23 protein-coding genes are annotated in these 20791 nt (G+C 68.1%); 10 read left to right on the forward strand and 13 right to left on the reverse strand.

The genetic code is table 11. The annotated features are described in order from the left end of the window. Nucleotide 1: 1 nt before the first annotated feature. The 3 genes from ACM6LU_RS07010 to ACM6LU_RS07020 are packed head-to-tail and all read right to left on the reverse strand — an operon-like array spanning nucleotide 2 to nucleotide 2322. Nucleotides 2–1204 (reverse strand): hypothetical protein, encoded by a 1203-nt coding sequence (locus ACM6LU_RS07010; RefSeq protein ID WP_414936713.1) that lies wholly within the window; start codon nucleotides 1202–1204, stop codon nucleotides 2–4. After that, nucleotides 1201–1818, reverse strand: a complete 618-nt coding sequence (locus ACM6LU_RS07015) for a DUF3558 domain-containing protein (RefSeq protein WP_414936714.1) — start codon at nucleotides 1816–1818, stop codon at nucleotides 1201–1203. The genes ACM6LU_RS07010 and ACM6LU_RS07015 overlap by 4 nt, the downstream gene beginning before the upstream one ends. Next, nucleotides 1819–2322 carry a hypothetical protein gene (locus ACM6LU_RS07020; RefSeq protein ID WP_414936715.1) on the reverse strand — a complete coding sequence of 168 codons (504 nt, stop codon included), beginning with the start codon at nucleotides 2320–2322 and terminating at the stop codon, nucleotides 1819–1821. A 308-nt stretch (nucleotides 2323–2630) separates the two neighbouring features. Between ACM6LU_RS07020 and ACM6LU_RS07025 the strand changes: the two genes are divergently transcribed. Beyond that, nucleotides 2631–4976: an oxidoreductase gene (locus ACM6LU_RS07025; RefSeq protein WP_414936716.1), complete on the forward strand. Its 2346-nt coding sequence runs from the start codon at nucleotides 2631–2633 to the stop codon at nucleotides 4974–4976. Nucleotides 4977–5011: 35 nt separating this feature from the next. Next, the gene (locus ACM6LU_RS07030; RefSeq protein WP_414936717.1) at nucleotides 5012–5476 is read left to right on the forward strand and encodes an SRPBCC family protein; all 465 of its coding nucleotides are present in this window, start codon (nucleotides 5012–5014) and stop codon (nucleotides 5474–5476) included. Between the two features lie 98 nt (nucleotides 5477–5574). Here ACM6LU_RS07030 and ACM6LU_RS07035 read toward each other — a convergent pair whose 3' ends face one another. Further along, nucleotides 5575–6144 (reverse strand): hypothetical protein, encoded by a 570-nt coding sequence (locus ACM6LU_RS07035; protein ID WP_414936718.1) that lies wholly within the window; start codon nucleotides 6142–6144, stop codon nucleotides 5575–5577. Nucleotides 6145–6333: 189 nt separating this feature from the next. On the opposite strand from ACM6LU_RS07035, the gene ACM6LU_RS07040 reads away from it, so the two are divergent. Genes ACM6LU_RS07040 through ACM6LU_RS07050 form a run of 3 tightly spaced genes read left to right on the forward strand, consistent with a single transcriptional unit; the run spans nucleotide 6334 to nucleotide 10354 of the window. Then, entirely contained in the window at nucleotides 6334–8142 is a 1809-nt protein-coding gene (locus tag ACM6LU_RS07040; protein ID WP_414937114.1) for an NHL domain-containing thioredoxin family protein, read from the forward strand. A 40-nt stretch (nucleotides 8143–8182) separates the two neighbouring features. After that, a complete protein-coding gene (locus tag ACM6LU_RS07045; protein ID WP_101611429.1) occupies nucleotides 8183–8476 on the forward strand; it encodes a GroES family chaperonin in 294 nt (97 codons plus the stop codon). 30 nt (nucleotides 8477–8506) lie between these two features. Continuing rightward, nucleotides 8507–10354 (forward strand): VanW family protein, encoded by a 1848-nt coding sequence (locus tag ACM6LU_RS07050; protein WP_414936719.1) that lies wholly within the window; start codon nucleotides 8507–8509, stop codon nucleotides 10352–10354. A gap of 3 nt (nucleotides 10355–10357) precedes the next feature. On the opposite strand, the gene ACM6LU_RS07055 is transcribed toward ACM6LU_RS07050, so the two are convergent. Continuing rightward, the gene (locus tag ACM6LU_RS07055) at nucleotides 10358–10825 is read right to left on the reverse strand and encodes a MarR family winged helix-turn-helix transcriptional regulator (RefSeq protein ID WP_414936720.1); all 468 of its coding nucleotides are present in this window, start codon (nucleotides 10823–10825) and stop codon (nucleotides 10358–10360) included. An 80-nt stretch (nucleotides 10826–10905) separates the two neighbouring features. Here ACM6LU_RS07055 and ACM6LU_RS07060 point away from each other — a divergent pair, with 80 nt between their 5' ends. Continuing rightward, nucleotides 10906–11370: an ester cyclase gene (locus ACM6LU_RS07060; protein WP_414936721.1), complete on the forward strand. Its 465-nt coding sequence runs from the start codon at nucleotides 10906–10908 to the stop codon at nucleotides 11368–11370. 3 nt (nucleotides 11371–11373) lie between these two features. On the opposite strand, the gene ACM6LU_RS07065 is transcribed toward ACM6LU_RS07060, so the two are convergent. The 6 genes from ACM6LU_RS07065 to mug all read right to left on the reverse strand — a co-directional run bounded on the left by ACM6LU_RS07065 (nucleotide 11374) and on the right by mug (nucleotide 16502). Next, the gene (locus ACM6LU_RS07065; protein ID WP_414936722.1) at nucleotides 11374–12090 is read right to left on the reverse strand and encodes a leucine-rich repeat domain-containing protein; all 717 of its coding nucleotides are present in this window, start codon (nucleotides 12088–12090) and stop codon (nucleotides 11374–11376) included. A gap of 21 nt (nucleotides 12091–12111) precedes the next feature. Beyond that, nucleotides 12112–12408: a GlsB/YeaQ/YmgE family stress response membrane protein gene (locus ACM6LU_RS07070; RefSeq protein ID WP_414936723.1), complete on the reverse strand. Its 297-nt coding sequence runs from the start codon at nucleotides 12406–12408 to the stop codon at nucleotides 12112–12114. A 74-nt stretch (nucleotides 12409–12482) separates the two neighbouring features. Then, entirely contained in the window at nucleotides 12483–12758 is a 276-nt protein-coding gene (locus ACM6LU_RS07075) for a GlsB/YeaQ/YmgE family stress response membrane protein (protein WP_414936724.1), read from the reverse strand. Nucleotides 12759–12884: 126 nt separating this feature from the next. Continuing rightward, nucleotides 12885–14729 (reverse strand): acyl-CoA dehydrogenase, encoded by a 1845-nt coding sequence (locus tag ACM6LU_RS07080; protein ID WP_414936725.1) that lies wholly within the window; start codon nucleotides 14727–14729, stop codon nucleotides 12885–12887. Nucleotides 14730–14868: 139 nt separating this feature from the next. Further along, the gene (locus tag ACM6LU_RS07085) at nucleotides 14869–15669 is read right to left on the reverse strand and encodes a response regulator transcription factor (protein WP_414936726.1); all 801 of its coding nucleotides are present in this window, start codon (nucleotides 15667–15669) and stop codon (nucleotides 14869–14871) included. A 281-nt stretch (nucleotides 15670–15950) separates the two neighbouring features. After that, complete coding sequence (gene mug, locus ACM6LU_RS07090) at nucleotides 15951–16502, reverse strand: G/U mismatch-specific DNA glycosylase (RefSeq protein ID WP_414936727.1); 552 nt, start codon at nucleotides 16500–16502, stop codon at nucleotides 15951–15953. Nucleotides 16503–16542: 40 nt separating this feature from the next. On the opposite strand from mug, the gene ACM6LU_RS07095 reads away from it, so the two are divergent. Continuing rightward, nucleotides 16543–17184: a class I SAM-dependent methyltransferase gene (locus ACM6LU_RS07095; protein ID WP_414936728.1), complete on the forward strand. Its 642-nt coding sequence runs from the start codon at nucleotides 16543–16545 to the stop codon at nucleotides 17182–17184. A gap of 98 nt (nucleotides 17185–17282) precedes the next feature. Next, complete coding sequence (locus ACM6LU_RS07100) at nucleotides 17283–17453, forward strand: hypothetical protein (protein WP_414936729.1); 171 nt, start codon at nucleotides 17283–17285, stop codon at nucleotides 17451–17453. Here ACM6LU_RS07100 and ACM6LU_RS07105 read toward each other — a convergent pair. Next, nucleotides 17400–18086, reverse strand: a complete 687-nt coding sequence (locus ACM6LU_RS07105; protein WP_414936730.1) for a VanZ family protein — start codon at nucleotides 18084–18086, stop codon at nucleotides 17400–17402. The genes ACM6LU_RS07100 and ACM6LU_RS07105 overlap by 54 nt on opposite strands. A gap of 150 nt (nucleotides 18087–18236) precedes the next feature. On the opposite strand from ACM6LU_RS07105, the gene ACM6LU_RS07110 reads away from it, so the two are divergent. Continuing rightward, nucleotides 18237–18725: a GNAT family N-acetyltransferase gene (locus ACM6LU_RS07110; protein ID WP_414936731.1), complete on the forward strand. Its 489-nt coding sequence runs from the start codon at nucleotides 18237–18239 to the stop codon at nucleotides 18723–18725. On the opposite strand, the gene ACM6LU_RS07115 is transcribed toward ACM6LU_RS07110, so the two are convergent. After that, nucleotides 18703–18900, reverse strand: a complete 198-nt coding sequence (locus ACM6LU_RS07115; RefSeq protein WP_414936732.1) for a hypothetical protein — start codon at nucleotides 18898–18900, stop codon at nucleotides 18703–18705. The genes ACM6LU_RS07110 and ACM6LU_RS07115 overlap by 23 nt on opposite strands. 201 nt (nucleotides 18901–19101) lie before the next feature. Between ACM6LU_RS07115 and ACM6LU_RS07120 the strand changes: the two genes are divergently transcribed. Continuing rightward, nucleotides 19102–20775, forward strand: a complete 1674-nt coding sequence (locus ACM6LU_RS07120) for a bifunctional metallophosphatase/5'-nucleotidase (protein ID WP_414937115.1) — start codon at nucleotides 19102–19104, stop codon at nucleotides 20773–20775. The last annotated feature ends 16 nt before the right edge of the window (nucleotides 20776–20791 follow it).

Consider the following 20791-nt stretch of genomic DNA (forward strand, 5'->3'; position numbering starts at 1 on the left):
GTTATGCGCCGATCACCGGCGGAACCGGCTTGTCACCGTCGTAGCCGCCGAAGATGGAGTCGCCGTCCTCTTCCTGCAGCGTGATCTTGCGCTGGTGCTCCTCGTCCTCGCCGCCCTTGCCCCCTTTGCCCGCGCCGGCGCCCATACCGCCCATTCCGGGAGCGCCGGGCCTGCCTGCCGCCGGGCCACCCGCGGGTGTTCCGGCCGGACCGCGCATCGCGCCTTCGCCGGGCATCCCGGCCCCGACACCGCGACCGGGCCCCATACTCCCCGGCCCGCCCGTCGATCCACCCGGTCCGAATCCGCCGCCGGGCCCGAATCCGCCACCCGATCCGAATCCGCCGCCGGGTCCGCCGCTTCCTGGCCCGAAATTCGGCGGGCGGTGCTCCCCTGGACGCAGCTGTGGCCCGTGGTCCGTCCTGGACAGGCCGGTCTGGTCGTTCGGTCGCGGAGACGGCATCGGCGTCGGTCGCGGAGGTTGCGGCATCTGCGGCATTCTCGGCGGCTGCGAGATCTGCGGCGACCTCGGCGCCTGATACCCCTCGGCCCCCGGAGGCGCGCTGTACGAACTCGGCCCGCCCGTGTACCCACCGGGCCCACCATGCCGTCCCGAGTCGCCACCGGGATACCCGCCGCTGAACCCGCTTACCTTGGTCTGTCCGGGATCCACCGGGTCCGCCGTGATCGGTCCGGCGGAGACGTTCGGATCGTGCGCGGCCGGATAGACCGGCGCGAGCGTCAGCTGCCGTGGCTGGGTGCTCTGGTAGTACGGCTCGTAGACCTCGACGTTGTGCTTGGTGTCCGCGTCGAACTTCGCGGCCGCGATCTCGTCGTCACTGGCACCGATGGACAGCACGTCTTCGGGCCCGCTGTCCCCGGCGCGCTCCTTCTCCACCGGGCGGACGTTGCCGCGCGTGTAATGGAAGGAGGCGTTCTGGTCGAACATCGACTGACGGGCGCGGTCCATGTTCTCGCCCGCGATCTTGGAGGTCGCGATGAGCGGGGCGAGACCTGCCGCGCCGCTGTCGGCGGCTTCGCCCTTCCAAAAGGAACTCAACGCGGTCTGGCTGTCTCCCATGGCCTTGCTGATGTCTTCATGGATGACCAACAGCTTGTGGGACGACACCTGAGCCGCGTCGAGTCGCTTGGTCGTGTTGGGGTTGGCGTTGAGCTTGGTGAAGATCTCCCAGCCGCTGTAGGTCATTGGGCCGCCTTCAGGTGCTGGACAGCGAACTCGCCGATTTTCGTGAGCAGCCCGCAGGCGTCGTTGTACTTGGGGCTGCCCTTGAAGAGTTGTGTGGTCAGGACGTACATCATGTCGTCGCGTACGCCGATCGCCAGGTTGCAGACACCTGCGCCCTCGCCGCCATTGGCGTAAACGACCGCCGGGTAGCCGGCGATGTCGGCCACTGGCTGAAATGTCGTCACCCCGCTGCCCTGTGCTTTGAGCGCGTAGAGGTGGCTGAGCCCGTCGGGCTCGTTGACATTGAGGTTCCCGGTCACCGTCCCGGAGGTGTTCGTGAAGATCCACAGGCAACCTTTGCCGCCTGCGATCTCCTGCGGTTCGGCCGTCTTCAAAGTCACGCCGGTGCCGTTGATCTCCGATTCGGACGCTGCCTCACACGCGTTCGTTTCGATGGCTGTCGTCTTCAAAGGAGTTCCCACCTTCGGGGCGCCCGCCCTCGGAAGGCCGGACTCCGCGGCGGAAGACGCTGTCGGGCCAGGAGCAGGCGTACCCGGGGTCTCGCTGCCGCACCCGGCGACTACGGCGGCGGCTGAGACAACGGCGGCAAGGGTGGCCACGGACCGAGAACGCATTCAAAGTGCCTTTCCGATGGAGCGAATCGCGTCGAGTGCGGCCTGGTCTTGATTCTGATAGGCCGTCTTGATGTCTATCAGGGTTTGCATATATGCCTGCGCGTAGGCGGCGGCTCCGTTGAGAAAGGTCTGGTAGGCCGCGCCGGACGCGTTCGCCATGGCGACATAGCCGTCACTCGCGATCTCGGCACCCATGGCGTCGATACCAGTGAGGTTGCTGGCTTCGGCGCGTGCTCGGCTGAAGTCGCGTTCGATGCATTCTTGGAGCCGCTTGATGACGTTGTCCATGGCTTCGGCGTCGAATTCCCAGCCGCCGTTCGCCGAGGCGGCGGCGAAGTCGGTCTTCGCCTGCCCGGTGCCCAACTCGCCATAGTTCGGTGGCGGTTGGGATGGCGGCGCCGCGGCGGCGCCCGGAATCATCCCCGAGCCCGTTGGCGGTGCTTGCGGCCCTGGCCCGTTGATCTGGTCGTAGACCCCCTGAGGGCCGCTTCCCGGTCCTGTCATGACGTGCCTCCCCGCACGGGCCGCGTTGGGGCGCGACCTACCCGTAGTTCGCTTCTGACTCCAACCAGTGACCATAGCAGCCGGTAAACCGCCGATCAGCCCATCGCGGAAGATCGCCGTCGAAAGATGTCGGATCGACCTAACTTTTGTCCTGAACAGCCCTTTCGTATGGCGCCGGAACCCCGGTGGCTGTTCTGCCGTCGCGATCCCATGACAGGTTCCGGTCTACTGACCTGGGCCCCTTGCGAATCCACTGCGTGATCGGCTTCGCTGGTGCCAGGGGAACGACGGGGGAGGGAAGCGAGACGATGCCGGGCTTTCGGCGCAACAACGGGCCGCGCGATCCGGGGGAAGGGGAGCCGAACGGCGATGCGGTCCTTCCGCCGCTCGACCCGTTCGACCCGAACCCCGACAAGCGGTACGAGGTCCCGGCGTCCGAGCTGATGAAGCCGGGTTCGACCGGTCTGCTCCGGTGGCGCCGTCAGGCGACCAACGCGCCGATCGTGCAGGTCGAGGACGCCTACATCACCGGGACGCTCGATCTGCGCGCCGCCGACATCAAGTACCTGTTCCGGTTCGAGCGGTGCCGGTTCGAGCATCCGCCGGACGTTCGCGAGGCACATCTGCTCGGGCTCGTGTTCCGCAAGTGCTGGTTGCCCGGGCTCAAGGCGCGGAACCTCCGCACCCGCAACGACGTCCGTCTGATCCGCAGTGTCGTGCACGTCGACGGCGAGCACGAGATCGAGGAGACCACGGTCCAGCGCGGCGACGATCGCGAGCGCGGGATGCCGAACGCGGCGGTCAACCTCACCGACGCGGTCATCGAGGGCTCGGTCGTGCTGACCCGTACGGTGATCACCCATCCGCGGGGCAAGGCGATCCAGGCCGACCGGGTCAACATCGTCGGCGCGCTGCTCGCGTATCGGCTGGTGGCCAACGGAGAAGTCCGCATCCCGGGTATGCGGGCCGGCGGTAACGTCAACTTCTCCGGTGCGACGCTGAACAACCGGGACGGCTTCGCGCTCAACGGGAACGGGATCCACATCGGCGGCAGCCTGTTGTGCGAGGTGGACAACTACGGGCCCGCCGCGCAGCGGAAACGCTTCTCCGCCAGTGGGATCGTGTTCCTGCCGAGTGCCACTGTGGACAGTGACATCGTCATGCGGGAGGCCAGGCTGTCGGTGAACCAGTCCGGGCCGATCGTGGTGGACGCCTGGAAGTCGAACGACCCGTACATCGACCCGCGTCCGGCGCTGGTCGCGGATCGGTTGACGGTCAACGGAAACCTCGAACTGAGCGACGGTATGCAGGCCACCGGGACACTGCGGATGGTCAACGCGCGGATCGGCGGTTCGCTCCGGCTGGCGGGCGCCGAGATCCAGGTCGTGCGCGGGCAGAGCATTCCTTACTACGACCGCGCGATCCACCTCGACGGGACGACGATCGGCGGTGACATCGAGGCGACGAGCCTGCGGGTGCCGTCGGGACAGTTGCGCATGGCGGACATCACCGTCGGCGGCAACGTGCTCGCCTGGAATTCGATGTTCCTGCATCCCCGTCGCGACGTCTTTTCCGCGCGGCGCGCGAAAATCGCGGGCAACTTCCAGCTCACCGACGCGACCGTCCAGGGAACCCTGCGGCTGCAGGGCGCCGAGGTCGGCGGCAGCGTGAACCTCTTCGGTACCAGCCTGACCGAGCCCGGTGCGCGGACGAACACCAGTTACTCGCTGGACGTCCGCACCGCGCGGATCGGCCGCGACCTCGTCCTCACCGAGAACAAGGAACGCCCGTTCATCGCGCAGGGCGGGGTCAACCTCGACGGCGCCCAGGTCGCGCGGCGCGTCGACTTCCGTGGCGCGCGGCTCGGTTCCCTGCCGCAGCACGGGATCGCGCTCGACGGCAGCGATGTCTCGGCCGACGAGTTCCTGCTCACGCCCGCGACGCCGCCGGACGGCCGGATCGTGCTGCGGCGCGCGCATTGCGGGACCCTGGGCGACAACGAGGCGTTCTGGGCGTCGGCGGCGGGGATCGAGTTGGAGGATTTCCGTTACGACGCGCTGCAAGAGGACATCGCCCTCGACGACGACCGGGCGATCGACCATCGGATCGTGTTGCTGCGCGAGGCGATGGACGGCTATCGGCCAGGGCCCTACGATCAGCTGGCGGCGACGCTGCGCGCGTCCGGTAACGAAGAGCACGCCTCCACGGTGCTGCTGAAGAAACAGCAGTTCCGGTACGTGGCGCTCGCGAAGGGCTTCAAGTTCTTCGGACCCGGCGTGCACTTGTGGAGCTGGTTGCAGCGATCGATGGTCGGCTACGGCTTCCGTCCGGTGCGCGCGCTCGGCTGGCTGTTGACGTTGCTCGTGCTCGGGAGCCTGTGGTTCGGGCTCGGGGTCGACGACTGCATCACCAAAGCCAATCTCACCGTGAGCGGGCCCCGGTGCCTCGTGAACCAGGACGACACCGGGCTGCAGTGGAACCCGGTGCTGTACACGGTCGACCTCCTGGTCCCGATCGTCGACTTCGGCAACAAGTCGCGCTGGTACATGCACGGTACGGACAACTGGGTCGCGGCCGGGTTCACCGCGTCGGGCTGGGTGCTGGCGACGACGGTGGCGGCCGGTATCAGTCGCATGCTCCGGCGGGACAACTGAGGGTATTTCACATACCCTCAGTACGGAGGTATGTCATGACCGAGCCCAGCGCCACCGGCAAGATCGCGATCGCCGCCCCGTCCGAGAAGGTGTACGCCCTGGTCAGCGACCCGGGCGCGCTCGCGGGGATGGCCGAGGAGTACGAAGGGCACCGCTGGGTGGGCGACGTGAAGACCGTCGCCGTCGGCGCGAAGTTCCGCGGCCGCAACCGTCGCGGGGTCCGCCGCTGGAGCACCCTGTCGACGATCACCGACGCCGACGAGGGCAGGCGGTTCGCGTTCGAGGTGACCACTTTCGCCGGGCTTCCCGTGGCGCGCTGGCAGTACGACATCGAGTCCACGGAAGACGGTTGCGTGACCGTCGAGAGTGCGTGGGACCGGCGGCCGGGCTGGCTCCGCGGTCCGACGTCGCTGTTCACCGGGGTCTGGAAGCGGGACGACGCCAACCGGGCGAACATCGCCGCGACCCTGGCCCGGCTGAAGGCCACCGCCGAATCCTGACCCTCAACGCCGAAGCGAGCCGACCAGGCGCCCTCCTCGGGCTGGTCGTCGCGCCACACGCTGGCCACCAGCGAGGTCAGCTTCAGTCCACGCGGCGGCTAATCCACGAACCGCGACCAGAACTCCACCTGCCGCGGCCCGCCCGGTGGCGGCGGGCCCAGCGGCTGGTCGCAGAAGTCGTGTCGCAGGTATCCCCGTAGGTCGTAACCGTAGTAAACGATGTCGGTCTGGTACACCGACAGCACCGGAAATCCCGTGCTCCCGGCTATCCCGGGCAGATACCGATGCCCGCATACGGGGACTAGCTGTGGAACACGCTTCAAATGTGAGCGCGCTCGCGAAAGGGCGTCGGCGAGTTCGATCGGGCGCAGGCCCCAGTCCGACAGCCAGAAGCCGTTGTGCTCGATGTCGTAGAGCACCCCGTCGACCGGCCAATCCAGCCGTTTGCGCAACTGTTCGGGGTTGCCGCAGCGCCAGTCCGGCCAGCGGTCGCCGATCGGCACCCCGGCGGTGAGGAAGGTCCGGTGATCGGCGGCAAACCGGAAGCCGAAGCGTGCTTCGACGTCGTCGAGCTCGGCCTCGCTCAACCCGGGACGCACGGGTTCGGCCAAGCTCGCCTGGAGGTCACGTGCCTCCTTGAGAGTGAAGGCGGGCTCAACTGTGGACATGTGTTCGAGCCTAAGTCGCGCGACGCGGAGACGCCTTCTCTTTTAACGTGGCCTCCACGCGTGCCCTCATCACCCACATGAGGCTCCTCCCCTGGGGTGAGCTAGCCCTCTCAACGCCTGGACCTCGGAACAGAGCGGCTCCGCGTGTAGTTCACTCATGGCGTGACTTCTCCACGAACGCAGTCCCGTGTGCGGGCACCCGAGCTCGCCGGCGACGGGTGGCTCAACACCGGCGGCGAGCGGCTCACCCTCGCCGGGCTGCGCGGCCGCATCGTCCTGCTGGACTTCTGGACCAGCGGCTGCGTCAACTGCCTGCACGTGCTGGACGAGCTTCGCCCGCTGGAGGCCGAGTTCGCCGACGTCCTGGTGACCGTCGGCGTGCATTCGCCCAAGTTCCTGCACGAGGGCGAGGCGGCCGCGATCGAGGCCGCGGTGCGCCGCTACGAGGTGCACCACCCGGTGCTCAACGACCCGCAGATGACCACCTGGTCGCAGTACGCGGTCAAGGCGTGGCCGACGCTTGTCGTCGTGGATCCCGAGGGCTACGTCGTGCACGTCGCCGCCGGTGAAGGGCACGCCGAGGCGCTGCGCCGGGTGATCGCCGACCTCGTCGCGACCCACGAGGCCAAGGGCACGCTGCGCCGCGGCGGCAGCCCGTACGTCCCGGCCGAGGAACAGCGCTCCGAGCTGCGCTTCCCGAGCAAGGCCGTCACCACCGCCGAGGGCCGGATCCTGGTCGCGGACACCGGCAACCACTCCATCGTCGAGTTCGCGTCCGACGGCGAGACGATCATCCGCCGCTTCGGCAGCGGCGCACGCGGTGCGCAGGACGGGCCCTTCGACCTGGCGACCTTCACCGAGCCGTCCGGGATCACGCTGTTGCCGTACGAGGTCGCGGAGCGCGCGGGCTACCACGCCGTCGTCGCCGACACGGCAGGTCACCGGTTGCGCGGGATCGATCTGATCACCGGCGAGGTCAGCACGGTCGCCGGGACCGGCCGCCAGTGGCGCGACGGCGTCGACACCGGCGATGCGCTCGACATCGACCTCACCAGCCCCTGGGACGTCGCCTGGTGGGGCCCCGCGGGCGGGGTCGTGGTCGCCATGGCCGGCAACCACACGCTGAGCGTGTTCGAGCCGGTCTCGGGCACCATCCGCCGCTTCGCCGGTACGACCGTCGAGGGCCTGCGAGACGGCGATGTCCACGAAGCGTTCTTCGCGCAGACGTCCGGTCTCGCACCCGACGGGCAGCGGCTGTGGCTCGCGGACCCCGAGACGTCGGCTCTGCGCTGGATCCAGCCCGAGGGCGAAACGTTCACCGTGCACACCGCGGTCGGCGTCGATCTGTTCTCCTTCGGCCACGTCGACGGACCCGCGGACCAGGCGCTTCTGCAGCATCCGCTCGGCCTCGCCGTGCTGCCCGGCGACACCATCGCGATCGCCGACACCTACAACGGCGCCATCCGCCGCTACGACCCGCTCACCCGCCGGGTGACCACGCTCGCGACCGGTCTCGCGGAGCCGTCCGGCCTGCTGGTGCACGACGGCGAACTGCTGGTCGTCGAGTCGGCGGGGAACGGGATCGGGCCGGTGCCGCTCGGCGAGCAGGCGGTGACCGGGGACGCGCACGCCGTCCGCCGTCCGCCGTCCGTGCTGGCGCCGGGTGAGCTGGAGTTCTCCGTCGTCTTCGCCCCGCCTCCCGGTGAGAAGCTCGACGACCGCTTCGGCCCCTCGACGCGGCTGGAGATCAGCGCGTCGCCGCCGGAATTGCTCGTCGACGGCGCGGGGGTGGGCACGGACCTGTTCCGCACGCTCCGTTTCGCCGAGGGCGTCACCGAAGGCGTCCTGCAGGTCGTCGCACAGGCCGCGAGCTGCGATGACGGCGGCGAGCACCCCGCTTGCCGCATCACCCGGCAGGACTGGGGGGTGCCCGTCCGGTTCGAAGACGGTGGAGAAAGCACGCTGAGCCTGGTCATGGCGGGGGATCCGGGTAAGTAGAGTCGTACTCGTGTCAGACGGGCCGAAACTCGAGATTCAGATGTTGCAGGACAGGGTGCTCGTGAAGCTGTCCCCCGAGGACGGGGAGCGCCGGAGTTCCGGCGGCATCGTCATCCCCGCCACCGCGCAGGTCGCGCGGCGGCTCTCGTGGGGTGATGTACTGGGCGTGGGCAACAGTGTGCGGAACGTCAAGACCGGCGACCGTGTGCTGTTCAACCCGGACGACCAGCACGAGGTCGAGATCCAGGGTGAGGGGCACCTGGTGATGCGGGAGCGGGACATCCACGCCGTGGCGACCGAACGGTCCGAACACGGCACGGGGTTGTACCTGTAGCTCCAGTCGCGGGAGGGGTGGTGAGAGTGGGTGCGTGATGAGCACGACGAACCGGGCACCGACCTGTTCACCGACGAACTCCTTCCCGCTGTCGAGACCGACGAAGACCTGGTAGACGAGCTTTTCGAGGGCGACAGGGTGGTGGTGCAGCCGCTGCCCACGCCCGCGTCGAGGTTCCGCAGAGGCCTCGGTAAGGCCTTCATGCTCGCCGGCGTGCTCATGGGCCTGTTCGTGCTCGCGTACGCGGGGGACCTGATTTTCAGCGCCGGGGACGTCCCGCGCGGCGTCACCGTCGCGGGGATCGACGTCGGAGGCCTCACGCACAAGGAAGCCGAGTCGAAGCTTCGCCGCGAGCTGGAGCCGAGGCTGATCGAGCCGGTGCGGGTCCGCGCCGGCGACATCCGCACGGTGCTGTACCCCACGTCGTCCGGTCTCGGCCTTGACTGGCCGCAGACGCTGGGCCGCGCCGGTCACCAGCCCCTGAGCCCGTACACGCGGGTCATGTCGTTCTTCACCAGCCGTGAGGTCGGTGTCGTCACCTGGACCGACGCGCCGAAGCTCGAAAAGGCCGTCTCCGACCTCGCCGCCGCGAAGCTGAACCGCCCGCCGGTCGAAGGCGACATCACCTTCCAGCCCGTCGCGGGCACTGACGGCGGGGTCCTCCCGGCCGCGGTCGAGCCGCGGGCCGGTCAGACGCTCGCCGACGTCAGGGCGTCGGTCACCGCGGTCACCGATGGCTGGCTGAGCGATGGTGGCGTCGAGCTGAAGGTGAACGTCGCGCCGGTGAAGGCGACTTCGCCGGGGGTACACGCGGCGCTGGACAAGATCGTCGTCCCGGCGGTGGCGAAGCCGCTGCTGATCCGCGGCGAGGGCAAGGACGCGACGCTGAAACCGGTCACGATCGCGGGATCCTTCCAGTTCGCCCCGCGCGACGACGGCAACCTCGAGGTCCGCATCGATCAGGGCAAGCTGCGGGCCGCCGCGCAGCCCCAGCTCGAGCCGACCGAGACCGACGGGGCGGACGCGCAGATCGTCTTCGTCGGCGACCGGCCGGCGGTCCAGCCGTCGAAGGACGCGCGGAAGGTCAACTGGGACCTCACGTTCTCCGCGCTGACCACGGCGCTCGCGAAGAGCGAAGACCGGGAGCTGAAGGCGGTCTACGACGCCAGCAGCCCGGCCGTCAGCACCGACGCGGCGAACGTCCTCGGCATCAAAGAGGTCATCGGCGAGTTCACCACGTCGGGCCTGAACGGGCAGGCGATGACGAACGTCCAGGCGCTGGCCACCCGGGTGTCCGGCACCATCGTGAAGCCGAACGAGACGTTCAGCCTCGGCGCCCGATCGGGAGCGCGGACGGCGGACGCGGGCTACGTCCCCGCCCCGGTGAGCGAGGACGGCACCGGGCCGGTCGTGGTGGGCGGCGGCGTCTCGCAGCTCGCGACGACGCTCTACAACGCCGCGTACCTGGCGGGACTGGCCGACGGCGGGCATCTGGAGCACGACCACCACCTCGACCGCTATCCGGTCGCGCGGGACGCGAAGGCGATCAACAACGATGGTTCGCCGGTCGAGATGCAGGTCGTCAACGACGCCCCGACCGGTATCGCGATCCAGGTCGTCCCCGCCAACGGCTCGGTGACCGTGCGGATCTGGGGCACGAAACGGTTCTCGGTCCAGAGCGTCGGCGGCGAACGGCACTCCTACGTCGCCCAGCCGGTGCAGGTCGGTTCGGGCCCTGGCTGCGTGCCGGATCCCGGTGCCGCCGGTTTCAGCACCTCGGACACCCGCGTGCTCATCGACGTCGTCACCGGCACGGAGGTCCGCCGGGAGACCCGCAACGCGACCTACTCGCCGCGGACCACGATCATCTGCGCTTGAGGGTCACTGTTTCGCCAGCCGCGCGGCCTGCTCGGTACCGGTTTCGGTCGTCCGCCGCAGAAACCGTTCGATCACCGTGAGTTCGTCGGCGCTGAAGTCCGCGAGAACAGCCGCGAACGCGTTGCCGGGCTCCTCCCAGGCCGCCCCCGCCTCGGCTCCGCGCCGGGCCGCCAGTGAGACGAGGGCCTTCCGGCGATCCAGTGGATCCGGCATCCGGGTGATGAACCCCGCCTTCTCCAGCCGGTCCACGAGGCGGGTCGCGGATCCGGAGGTGAGTCCGATCGACTTCGCGATCTCGCCGGTGGAAAGCGGCTCCGTTTCGAGTTCGAGCAGGCCGAGGCATTGCAGATCGGTGGGATGCAGACCGAGCCGGTTGGCGAGAGCCTGGTTGAACAGGGTGTAGGCGACGTAATGCCGCCGGGCGGCCACGGTGACGGCCTTCAGCAGTTCCGCGTGCTTCTCGTTTGACACGGGTAGACATCCATTCCTAAAGTAACTGCGTGACGCAGAGACTGCGTTACGCAGACACCTCTCTCTCCAGGAGTTCACTCATGGACACTTTGCCCGACGTCGACCTTCGCGAGCTGTATGCCCGCTGGTCCGAGCTGTGGCGCGGTGATTTCCGGCACGCCGAGGACGTCCTCGACCCCGGCTTCGTCGTGCATCAGGCGCGTCCCGACGGCACCGATTCGGAGGCGACGACCGGCCCCGCTCGGCTGCTTCCCGAAATCGAGCAGACCAGGGCGGCGTTCGACGACATCGACATCAGCGTGGATCTCGGTCCTCTCGTCGACGGCGACCTGGTCTCGGCGCGGTGGACCATGCGTGCCACGTACGCGGGCGGTCTGTCAGGGGCCACCGCGCCGGTGGGGACCGAGATCGCGTTCAGCGGTCACGACATCCTGCGTGCCTCGGGCGGGAAATTCGTCGAGTACTGGACCTGCACCGACATCTTGGACGGGCTCACCCAGCTCGGCGCGATCGCCGGTCCGAACGGGCCCGCACTGGCCGGATAGGGCTCACCGCAGCACCATGCAGCCGCGGTCCTCGAAATCTTCGAGCCACGACGGCTCGCGGAATTCCTTGTTCCAGCGCAGATCCAGTTTGTCCAATTTCGACAATCGGGCGAGGGAAGCAGGCAGGGTGGTGAGCTGGTTCTCGCGCAGGTCCAGCTGGCGCAACTCGCTCAGCTCACCGAGGGAGTCCGGCAACGACGTCAGCCGGTTGCGCCGCAGATGCAGTTCGCGCAACGGGGAAAGCGTCCCCAGTGACTCCGGCAGGGCGGTCAACCTGTTGCCGTACAAGCGAAGTTCCCGCAGTGAGGCCAGCCCGGACAGGTCGTCCGGCAACGTGGAGACGCGATTGTCCGTGAACCCCAGGTATTTCAGCCTTCCGAGCGAGCACAGCGCGGCGGGGAACTCGGTCAGCCGGTTGTCGCTCAGGTAAAGGTATTCCGTCAGCCCGGAAAGCTCGCCGAGCTCGTCCGGCAGGGCCGAAAGCTCGTTGTGCCCCAGATCGAGGGTGTGCAGCTGCCGCAGGGCGCCGATCGAAGGTGAGATGGAGGTCAGCCGGTTGGTGGCCAGATTCAGTACCCGGAGGCCGGACAGCGACCACAGCTCCTCGGGAACGGAGGTCAGCCGGTTGTCGTACAGGTCCAGGTACTCGAGGGAGGCCGGGAGGGGGACGCCGGTCAGGGAGGTCAGCCCCTGGCCACTGAGTTCGAGTCGAGTGGTCACAGGGGCTGACCGTAGCCCTGATCAGGTCACGGTACGGTGCCCGCCGCCCTTGACCTTCGCGTAGATGGCGGCCGCGGCGATGACGCCGATGACGGCCGCGCCGACCTGGAAGGCGTGCCGGATCCAGTCGATGCCCGCGGTGTCGCGGACGCCGAACACGCCGGCCAGCCAGTTGCCGATGAAAGCGGCGACGATGCCGACCAAGATCGTCAGCCACATCGGGATCTTCTGATCGCCGGAAGCCAGCATCCGGCCGATGACGCCGAGGATCAGACCGACCACGATCGTGGTGATGATGCCCCAAAGGCCACCCAACATGGTTCCTCCTTCGCTGGAGAATCGAGTTGGACCCACCGTGACACCAAAACCGCCTTGTCGCGCCTCAAGACCCCTTACCGGGTGACACCCCGGCGTCCGTAAAGGTTCGCGGCCAGGGCGACACCGACGGCCGCGACCACGATCTGGGTGATGAGTTCGAGCCAGTCGAAGCCCTTGGTGTCCGCGTAGCCGAGCCCGCGGGCGATCCAGGTGCCGATGAAGGCGGCGACGATGCCGACCCCGATCGTCAGCCAGATCGGGATCGATTGCTTGCCGGGGGCGAAGAACCTGCCGAGCACCCCGAGGATCAAACCGACCACGATCGCCGTGATGATGCCGGTGACTGTCATTGAAAAACTCCTTTGCCGAGGTCTCCGCCGAGGGGCGGACTCAGCACGGAAATGCCCCCGGGAAACCCACTCGAAACCAGAAAAGCCCCCTCCGTGCTGGAAGGGGCTTTCCGGTGTCCGAATGGCCTAGAAAGCGGCTTCGGAGAGCTCCATGAGGGCGTTGTCCGCGGCCTCGACGATCGCCCGGCGCGACGTCAGCTCCGGCAGCACGCTCTTCGCGAAGAACGACGCCACGGCGATCTTGCCCTCGTAGAACGGGGTGTCCTTCGCCGACGCGCCGGCGTCGAGCTTGCCGATGGCGACCTCGGCGTGCTTGATGAGCTGCCAGCCGATGATCAGGTCGCCGACCGACATCAGCAGCCGGACCGTGTGCTGGCCGACCTTGTTGATGTTCTGCGGGTCTTCCTGCGACGAGGTCAGGTAGCCGATCAGCGAGCCGAGCATGCCCTGGGTGTCTTCGAGCGCCTGCTTGAGCAGACCGCGCTCGTTCTTGAGCCGCCCGTTGCCGATCTCCGACTCGATGGTCTTCGTGATCTCCCCGGCGACGTAGGCCAGCGAAGCGCCCTTGTCGCGGACGATCTTGCGGAAGAAGAAGTCCAGCGACTGGATGGCCGTGGTGCCTTCGTACAGCGAGTCGATCTTCGCGTCACGGATGTACTGCTCGATCGGGTAGTCCTGCAGGAAGCCCGACCCGCCGAGGGTCTGCAGCGACTGCACGAGCTGCTCGGTCGCGCGCTCCGAACCGACGCCCTTGACGATCGGCAGCAGCAGGTCGTTGACGCCGTGCGCCACCTTCCGCGAAGCCTCGTCGCCCTCGCCGGTCCACACCTGGTCCTGGAACGACGCCGTGTAGAGGTACACCGCGCGCAGGCCCTCGGCGTACGCCTTCTGCAGCATCAGCGAGCGGCGGACGTCCGGGTGGTGGGTGATCGTGACGCGCGGCGCCGCCTTGTTCAGCATGTTCGGCAGGTCGGCGCCCTGGACGCGCTCCTTGGCGTACTCGAGCGCGTTGAGGTAACCGGTCGACAGCGTCGCGATGGCCTTGGTGCCGACCATCATGCGGGCGTACTCGATGACCTGGAACATCTGCGCGATACCGTCGTGCACCTCGCCGAGCAGCCAGCCCTTGGCGGGAGTGCCGTGCTGGCCAAAGGTCAGCTCGCAGGTGGTGGAGGCCTTGATGCCCATCTTGTGCTCGACTCCTGTGACGAAGGCGCCGTTGCGCTCGCCCAGCTCGCCGGTCTCGCCGTCGAAGTGGAACTTCGGCACGAGGAACAGCGACAGGCCCTTGGTGCCGGCCTTGGTCTCGATGCCGGGACCCTCGGGGCGGGCCAGTACCAGGTGCAGGATGTTCTCGACCATGTCGTTCTCGGCCGAGGTGATGAACCGCTTCACGCCGTCGATGTGCCAGGAGCCGTCCTCCTGCTTGACGGCCTTGGCGCGGCCGGCGCCGACGTCGGAACCGGCGTCGGGCTCGGTGAGCACCATCGTCGCGCCCCAGCCGCGGTCGATCATGACCTGCGCCCAGCGCTTCTGCTCTTCGGTGCCGTTCTTGTCGACGATCCCGGCGAAGCTCGGGCCCGCCATGTACATGAACAGCGGCGCGTTGGCGCCGAGGATCAGCTCGGCGGCGGCCCACTGCACGGTCGGGGGCAGGCCGAAGCCGCCCAGCTCGTTCGGCAGGCCCAGCCGCCACCATTCGCCGTCCATCAGCGCCTGGTAGCTCTTCTTGAACGACTCGGGGATCTTCACCGAGAAGGTCTTCGGGTCGTACACCGGCGGGTTGCGGTCCGCGTCGGCGTACGAATCGGCGAGGGGACCGGAAGCGAGCTTGTTCAGCTCGGTCAGCACGCCGCGCGCGGTCTCCTCGTCGGATTCCGCGAGAACGCCCTTGCCGAGGCGGTCCTGCACGCCGAGGACCTCGAAGAGGTTGAACTCCAGGTCTCGGACGTTGCTCTTGTAGTGGCCCATTTCGTCACTCCAATGTGTTCGGCTCCCCGGCCGGGCACACGTCCCCTACTCGCCGGTAACTTCAGGATATTACCTGTGGGTAACCGGCGGCAAGTGAATGGCCACTGTTGTGATGTGTAAATCAGCAATACGGGGGGTCTCAGCGAGGTGACGGCGCGATCGACGTGGCCGTCGAGGCGTCCGGCGGATCGTGCGCGTCGTCAGGGTTCGTGACCAGGATGCCGGATCGGAACGCGATGGTGACCGCGTGTGTCCGGTCCCGGGCCGACAGCTTGCGCAGGATGCTCTTGACGTGGGTCCGGACGGTTTCCACGGACAGGAACAGGATCTTCGCGATCCCGGAGTTCTCCAGCCCTTCGGCGACCAGTTGCAGGACCTGGTACTCGCGCCGGGACAGCGGCATCAGGCCGCGCGCGGTCGCGGGCTTGGGGGGTTCGCCCGCCTTCGGGAGTACGGGCTGGCGCTTCGGCCGCGCCGTCAGCGCCGCCAGCGTCGGGTCGATGTAGCGGCGGTCACTGTGCGCGCGCCGGATCGCCTCGGTCAGATGCCGCCCGTCGGTCGCTCGCGGCACGATCGCGTGCACGCCGGCCGCGATCGCCGCGGCGAGGTACTGCTGGGTGCGGTTGGTGTCCCTGACCAGCGTGATGATGACCAGCGCCGGGTCGCCGCCACTGAGCAGCCGGGACAGGTGGCAGTTCGGGTCGAGCGCCGAATCCAGCACGATGACGTCCGGTTTGAGCTGCTCGCACAGCTGGAGCGCGGCATGGTGGCTGCTCGCGTGCCCGAGCCAGTGCAGCCCCGGCGTGCGGTGGACCAGCGAACTCAGGCCCTCACAGAAGATCGGGATCGGATCGACGGCGGCCACGCCGAGCCCTCGGCCGCCTGGTGGCGGTCCGCCAGGCCTCCCGACCTGCGTTCGGTTCGGTTCGACGCTTCGCATCACGGACCCCTCCGTTTTCCTGCCCGTCATTTCCGGACGAGAGGACATGAAGTCCCTGCGGCGCCCATGGCCCCCCGGCGTGGTCGCCCTCGTCAACCGGTCCCCCCTGCGGGACCGGACGGAAATAACACCTCGTAACTATTACGAGTCAGTAGGTCTGTGGACGTGACGCGGTATCCCCCTCATAGATGTATCGCATCGTCGCAGCAAACTCTGCGTACCTGCTGGTTGTGGATCTCTTGCTCGAATGAGCGCGACAAGGGTAGATCCTGACGCGTTCACTACTCAGAGTGGACTTCGGCCCGGAGGAGGCCGAACTCGTCCCCGAGCGCCGCGGGCGTCCAATGCGCGTTCAACCCACTCGGATTCGGCAGAACCCAGACCCGCGCGCCCCCGATCTCGCCGTCCTGCGGGCCGACCTTCGCCTTCGGCAGCCGGAACGCGGTCCGGAAGGCCGTGATCCCGACCACGGCGAGCCAGCGCGGCCGGTATTCGGTGACCCTCGCCGTGAGAAGACGCCCGCCTTCGAGGAATTCGTCCTTTGTCAGTTCGTCGGCCCGTGCCGTCGTCCGCGCGACGACGTTCGTGATGCCGAGCCCGTACCCGAGCAGTTCGTCCTGTTCGCTCGGATCGAGCAGGCGCGGGGTGAAGCCGCCGCGATGCAGGGCAGGCCAGAACCGGTTTCCCGGCCTGGCGAAGTGCAGGCCGAGGGCGCCGGAGTAGAGGCCGGGGTTGATCCCGCAGAACAGCACGTCCAGGTCCGGCGCGATGACGTCGTCGATGGTCTTGCCGTACGCGGCGGCCTGCTCGTCCTTGGTCGGTCGTGTCCTCACCGGGCCAGTTTCCGGCACGCTGGCGGGTATGGAGCAGGGGGTGTTCACAGCCGACGGCTGTTCGGTCGAGGTGTATCGGCTGCTGCCACCCGCCGGGGAGGCCGGGATCGTGCACGCGGCCGTCCCGGACGGCGCCTCGATCCTGGAGCTCGGCAGCGGCGCCGGGCGGGTCACGCACGCGCTGCTGGATCTGGGCCATCCGGTGGTCGCGGTGGACGACTCACCGGAGATGCTCGCCCACGTCCGTACCGCGACGGTTTGTTCGAAGATCGAGGACCTGCGGCTCGACCGGGACTTCGACGCGGTGGTGCTCGGCAGTCACCTGGTCAACACCGCTCTCGACGCCGACCGCGCGGCCTTCCTGAGTACCGCTCGCGAGCACGTCGCGCCCGGTGGGCGGGTGCTCGTCGAATGGCATCCACCGGACTGGTTCGACACGGTCCGCGATGGTCAGGGCGGACGCCTCGGCGAGGTCGATGTCCGGCTCGGTGACCTCGTCCGCGACGGTGACCTGCTCTCGGCCGTCGTCCGGTACTCGTCGGGCGGCCGGTGGTGGAATCAGGCGTTCACCTGCCGTCGGCTGGAACCGCCGGGTCTGGACGCTGCCCTGGCCGCCGCTGGTCTGGTCATCGAACGCTGGTGTACCGACGACCGGACGTGGTTCTCGGCCGTCCCCGCGTGACCCGGGACACGATCAGTCGTCGCAAGGGGTGGCCAAGTCAGCACGACATGCGTACTGTTTGTGATCTCGCGCACAAGGTCCGTATTCGAGGAGGCGTTTTGCAGCTCTCGCTCATCCTCGGCCTGGTCGCGTTGATCTTCGTGGTGGCCACCGTGCTGGTGGTCGCGGAAGACCGGCGGGCCGCGCGGCGCGTGGCCCAGCGGCGGCAGGCGAGGCTAGCGAGCCTGGGCGAGGTCGACCCGCTCGCGGCGCAACGGCTGCGCCAATGAGCCCTCGGCGGAGACAAGTACCTCGGACCGCATCTCGACCGTCGGAGCAACGGGCTTCCGCACCAGGCTGAGCAGCAGGGCTCCGGCGATCCAGCCGAGCATCGCGCCACCGGTGTTGTTGAGCAGGTCGTCGACGTCGAAGATCCGGTAGACGTAGGGCGCGGTGCCGAAGTTCGCGGTCAGCTGTGTGAACTCGATCAGCAGCGACGCGGCGAGACCGATCAGCGTCGTGCCGATGAGGCCGCGTTTCCAGAGCGTCCTGGCGAAGAAGCCGAGCGGGACGAACAGCAGCACGTTCATGGTGGCCTGCTGGAAGGTCTGGGTGGTGAACCAGTCGGCCATCGGGAGCCCGTGCTTGAGCAACTCGGTGTGGATGTCGGTGATCCACTGGAACGCGTGCGGCTGCACGGTCTGGCTCAGCCGTTCGGCGCCGGGGCCGGGCAGCGGCAGGAAGGTCACCGCCAGGGTCATGGTGCCGTAGAGCAGCACGGCGGCCATGGTCAGGACGGGACGAAGGCGCACCTGGCCGTGCCGCGCGTGCAGGAGGATCAGCTGCGGGATCAGCACCGTCGCCCAAAGCGCGAAGAAACCGATCAGCCCGTACTGCAGGGCGGTGACCTGTGCGTTCGTCATGACACCGACGTTATGGATCATGAGGGGTCTGCCACTTCGGTCGAAGAGCCGCGCCGGGCGGGACCGGATCGGCCGAGTGGCCGACCCTGACCCTGGCCGGTCGGTGAAATCCGCTCCCCGTCAGGACGGTGGCCGTGGGATTCTGCCGGGATGCTGCTCGTTCGACGGCTGGCCGCCGGAGACCTCGACGTCTTCCGCGAGATCCGCCTGCGTGCTCTGACGGACACCCCCGAGAACTACGGCTCGATCGCCGCGGTGGAACGGGCGCAGTCCGATGAAGAGTGGCTCGCGCGGCTGGCCGGGGACGCCTGGTTCGTCGCGTTCGATGACGGCCGCCCGGTCGGCCTGGTCGCCGGCCGGGCCCGCGACGACGGCTGGATCCTTTACTCGATGTGGGTCGAGGCCGAGGCACGCGGCCGAGGCCTCGGCGAGAGGCTGGTGCGCGAGGTGCGGTCGGCGGCCGAGCTGGGTGGCGCACGTGAGGTGTGGCTGCACGTCGCGGAGGACAACGACCGGGCGCGGCGGTTGTATCTGCGACTGGGGTTCATCGCGACGGGTGAACTGGAGCCGATGCCGAACGACGTCACCCGGCGGCGCGAACGTCTTTATTTACCTGTTACCGCTGGTAGCAGGAAATAGCCTGGCCTCGCGGCGTGGACAACGTCGTCTTCGACCGCGCGGACAAGGGCGAGCCGCTGGTGCCGTGATCCCGCCGCTCACACCGCACCGAGACTTCATCACCGTCGACCCGCCCGGCTTCCGGTTCGCGGGCGTCGTCGAAGACATCCCGGTGACCATCGCGTGGGCGCGGCACGACCGCATCCTCGCCCGCCCGAAGGCGGAACCGCTGGTCCTTCCCGGCTGCGGGGCACGTGCCGATGAACGACGAGCCCGAGCTGGTGACGCGAGTGCTGCTGAACGGTTCACGCGACAGGTGACGTTTGCTTATCGTCCTGGTTTTTCCTCTGGTGAAGGTCAGCTTCGCCAGGCAAACTCCTCCGCCGTGCGCCCAAGAATGAAGCTGGCCGTGATCGCCGGTGCCGCGCTGACCACGCTGGCCACCCTCGCCGCGCCCGCGTCCGCCGCGCCGGCCACCACCGACGTCCGGATCGTCACGTTCAACGACCTGCACGGCAACCTCGAACCGCCGTCCGGTTCGAGCGGCCGCGTCACGTTGCCCGGTGGCGCGCCGGTCAACGCGGGCGGTGCCGCCTACCTCGCGACGCACCTGAAGCGGCTTCGCGGTGAAGTGCACAACTCGGTCGTGCTTTCGACCGGTGACAGCATCGGTGCGTCGCCGGTGATCTCGGCGCTGTTCCACGACGAGCCGACCGTCGAACTGCTGAACCTGCTCGGTGTCGAGGCTTCCGTGGTGGGCAACCACGAATTCGACGAAGGACTCAAGGAGCTCCGCCGGATCCAGCACGGCGGCTGCCACCCGACCGACGGCTGCCAGTTCCGGAAGTCCTTCGAAGGCGCGAACTTCCCGCTCCTCGGAGCCAATGTGTACTACGAGAACGGCTTCCCGGCCCTGCTGCCGTTCAGCGTCGAGTTCTCCGGCGGTCTCCCGATCGGCGTCATCGGCGCGACACTGAAGGATCTGCCGCAGGTCGTCACCCCCGAGGCGATCAAGGGCCTGAAGTTCGGTGAAGAGGTCCAGGCGATCGACCGCACCGCGAAGCTGCTCGACCGGTTCGGCGTCAAGGCGCAGGTCGTGCTGCTGCACCAGGGCGACAACTCCGAGACCGCCGGCCCGGACGAGTGCAAGGTCAAACCGGGCGCCGCGACCGCGATCGCGCGGAAGGTGACGTCCAAAGTGGACGCGATCTTCACCGGGCACAGCCACCAGCAGTACAACTGCGTGATCAACGACCCCGATGGCAAGCCCCGCCCGGTGATCCAGGGCGCGTCGTTCGGTCGTCTGCTGTCGGTCGTCGACCTGAAGATCGACCGCCGGACCCGTGACGTCGTGCGTGGCGAGACCAAGGCGCACAACGAGATCGTGACCCGCGACGTCAAGCTGGACGGCGACGTGCAGAAGCTGATCGACGAGGCGAAGACCAAGGCCGCGCCGATCGCGAACAAGGCCATCGGCACCATCACCGCGGACCTGGTCGCCAAGGGTGTGCCCTCCGGCGAGTCCCCGCTCGGCGACGTCATCGCGGACGCTCAGCTCGAGGCCACGCAGTCGAACGGTGCCCAGATCGCGATGACGAACCCGGGCGGCATCCGCACGGACTTCACCTACGCGTCTTCGCCCGCCGGTGAAGGCGCTGGTGTCGTCACCTACGGCGAGGCGTTCGCCGTGCAGCCGTTCGCGAACATCATGCAGACCATCACGCTCACCGGGGCCAACCTGAAGAACGTGCTCGAACAGCAGTGGCAGGCGAACGGGATCGTGCGGACCCTGCAGATCTCGAAGTCGCTGAAGTACTCGTTCTCGGCTTCGGCGCCCGCCGGATCGAAGATCTCGAACCTGACGCTCGACGGCACGCCGATCGACCCGGCGGCGTCGTACCGCGTTTCGGTGAACAACTTCCTCGTCGCCGGCGGGGACGGCTTCACCGAGTTCACCAAGGGGACCGATCTCGCGGGTGGTCCGGTGGACCTGGACGCGCTGATCGCGTACTTCGCGGCGCACCCGGGCATCGCCCCACCGGCCGCGGACCGGATCACCGTCCTGCCATAACCCTCTCCGCGCTTGT

The organism is Amycolatopsis sp. cmx-11-51, assembly GCF_047608665.1.
In the GTDB taxonomy this organism is placed as follows: Bacteria; Actinomycetota; Actinomycetes; order Mycobacteriales; family Pseudonocardiaceae; genus Amycolatopsis.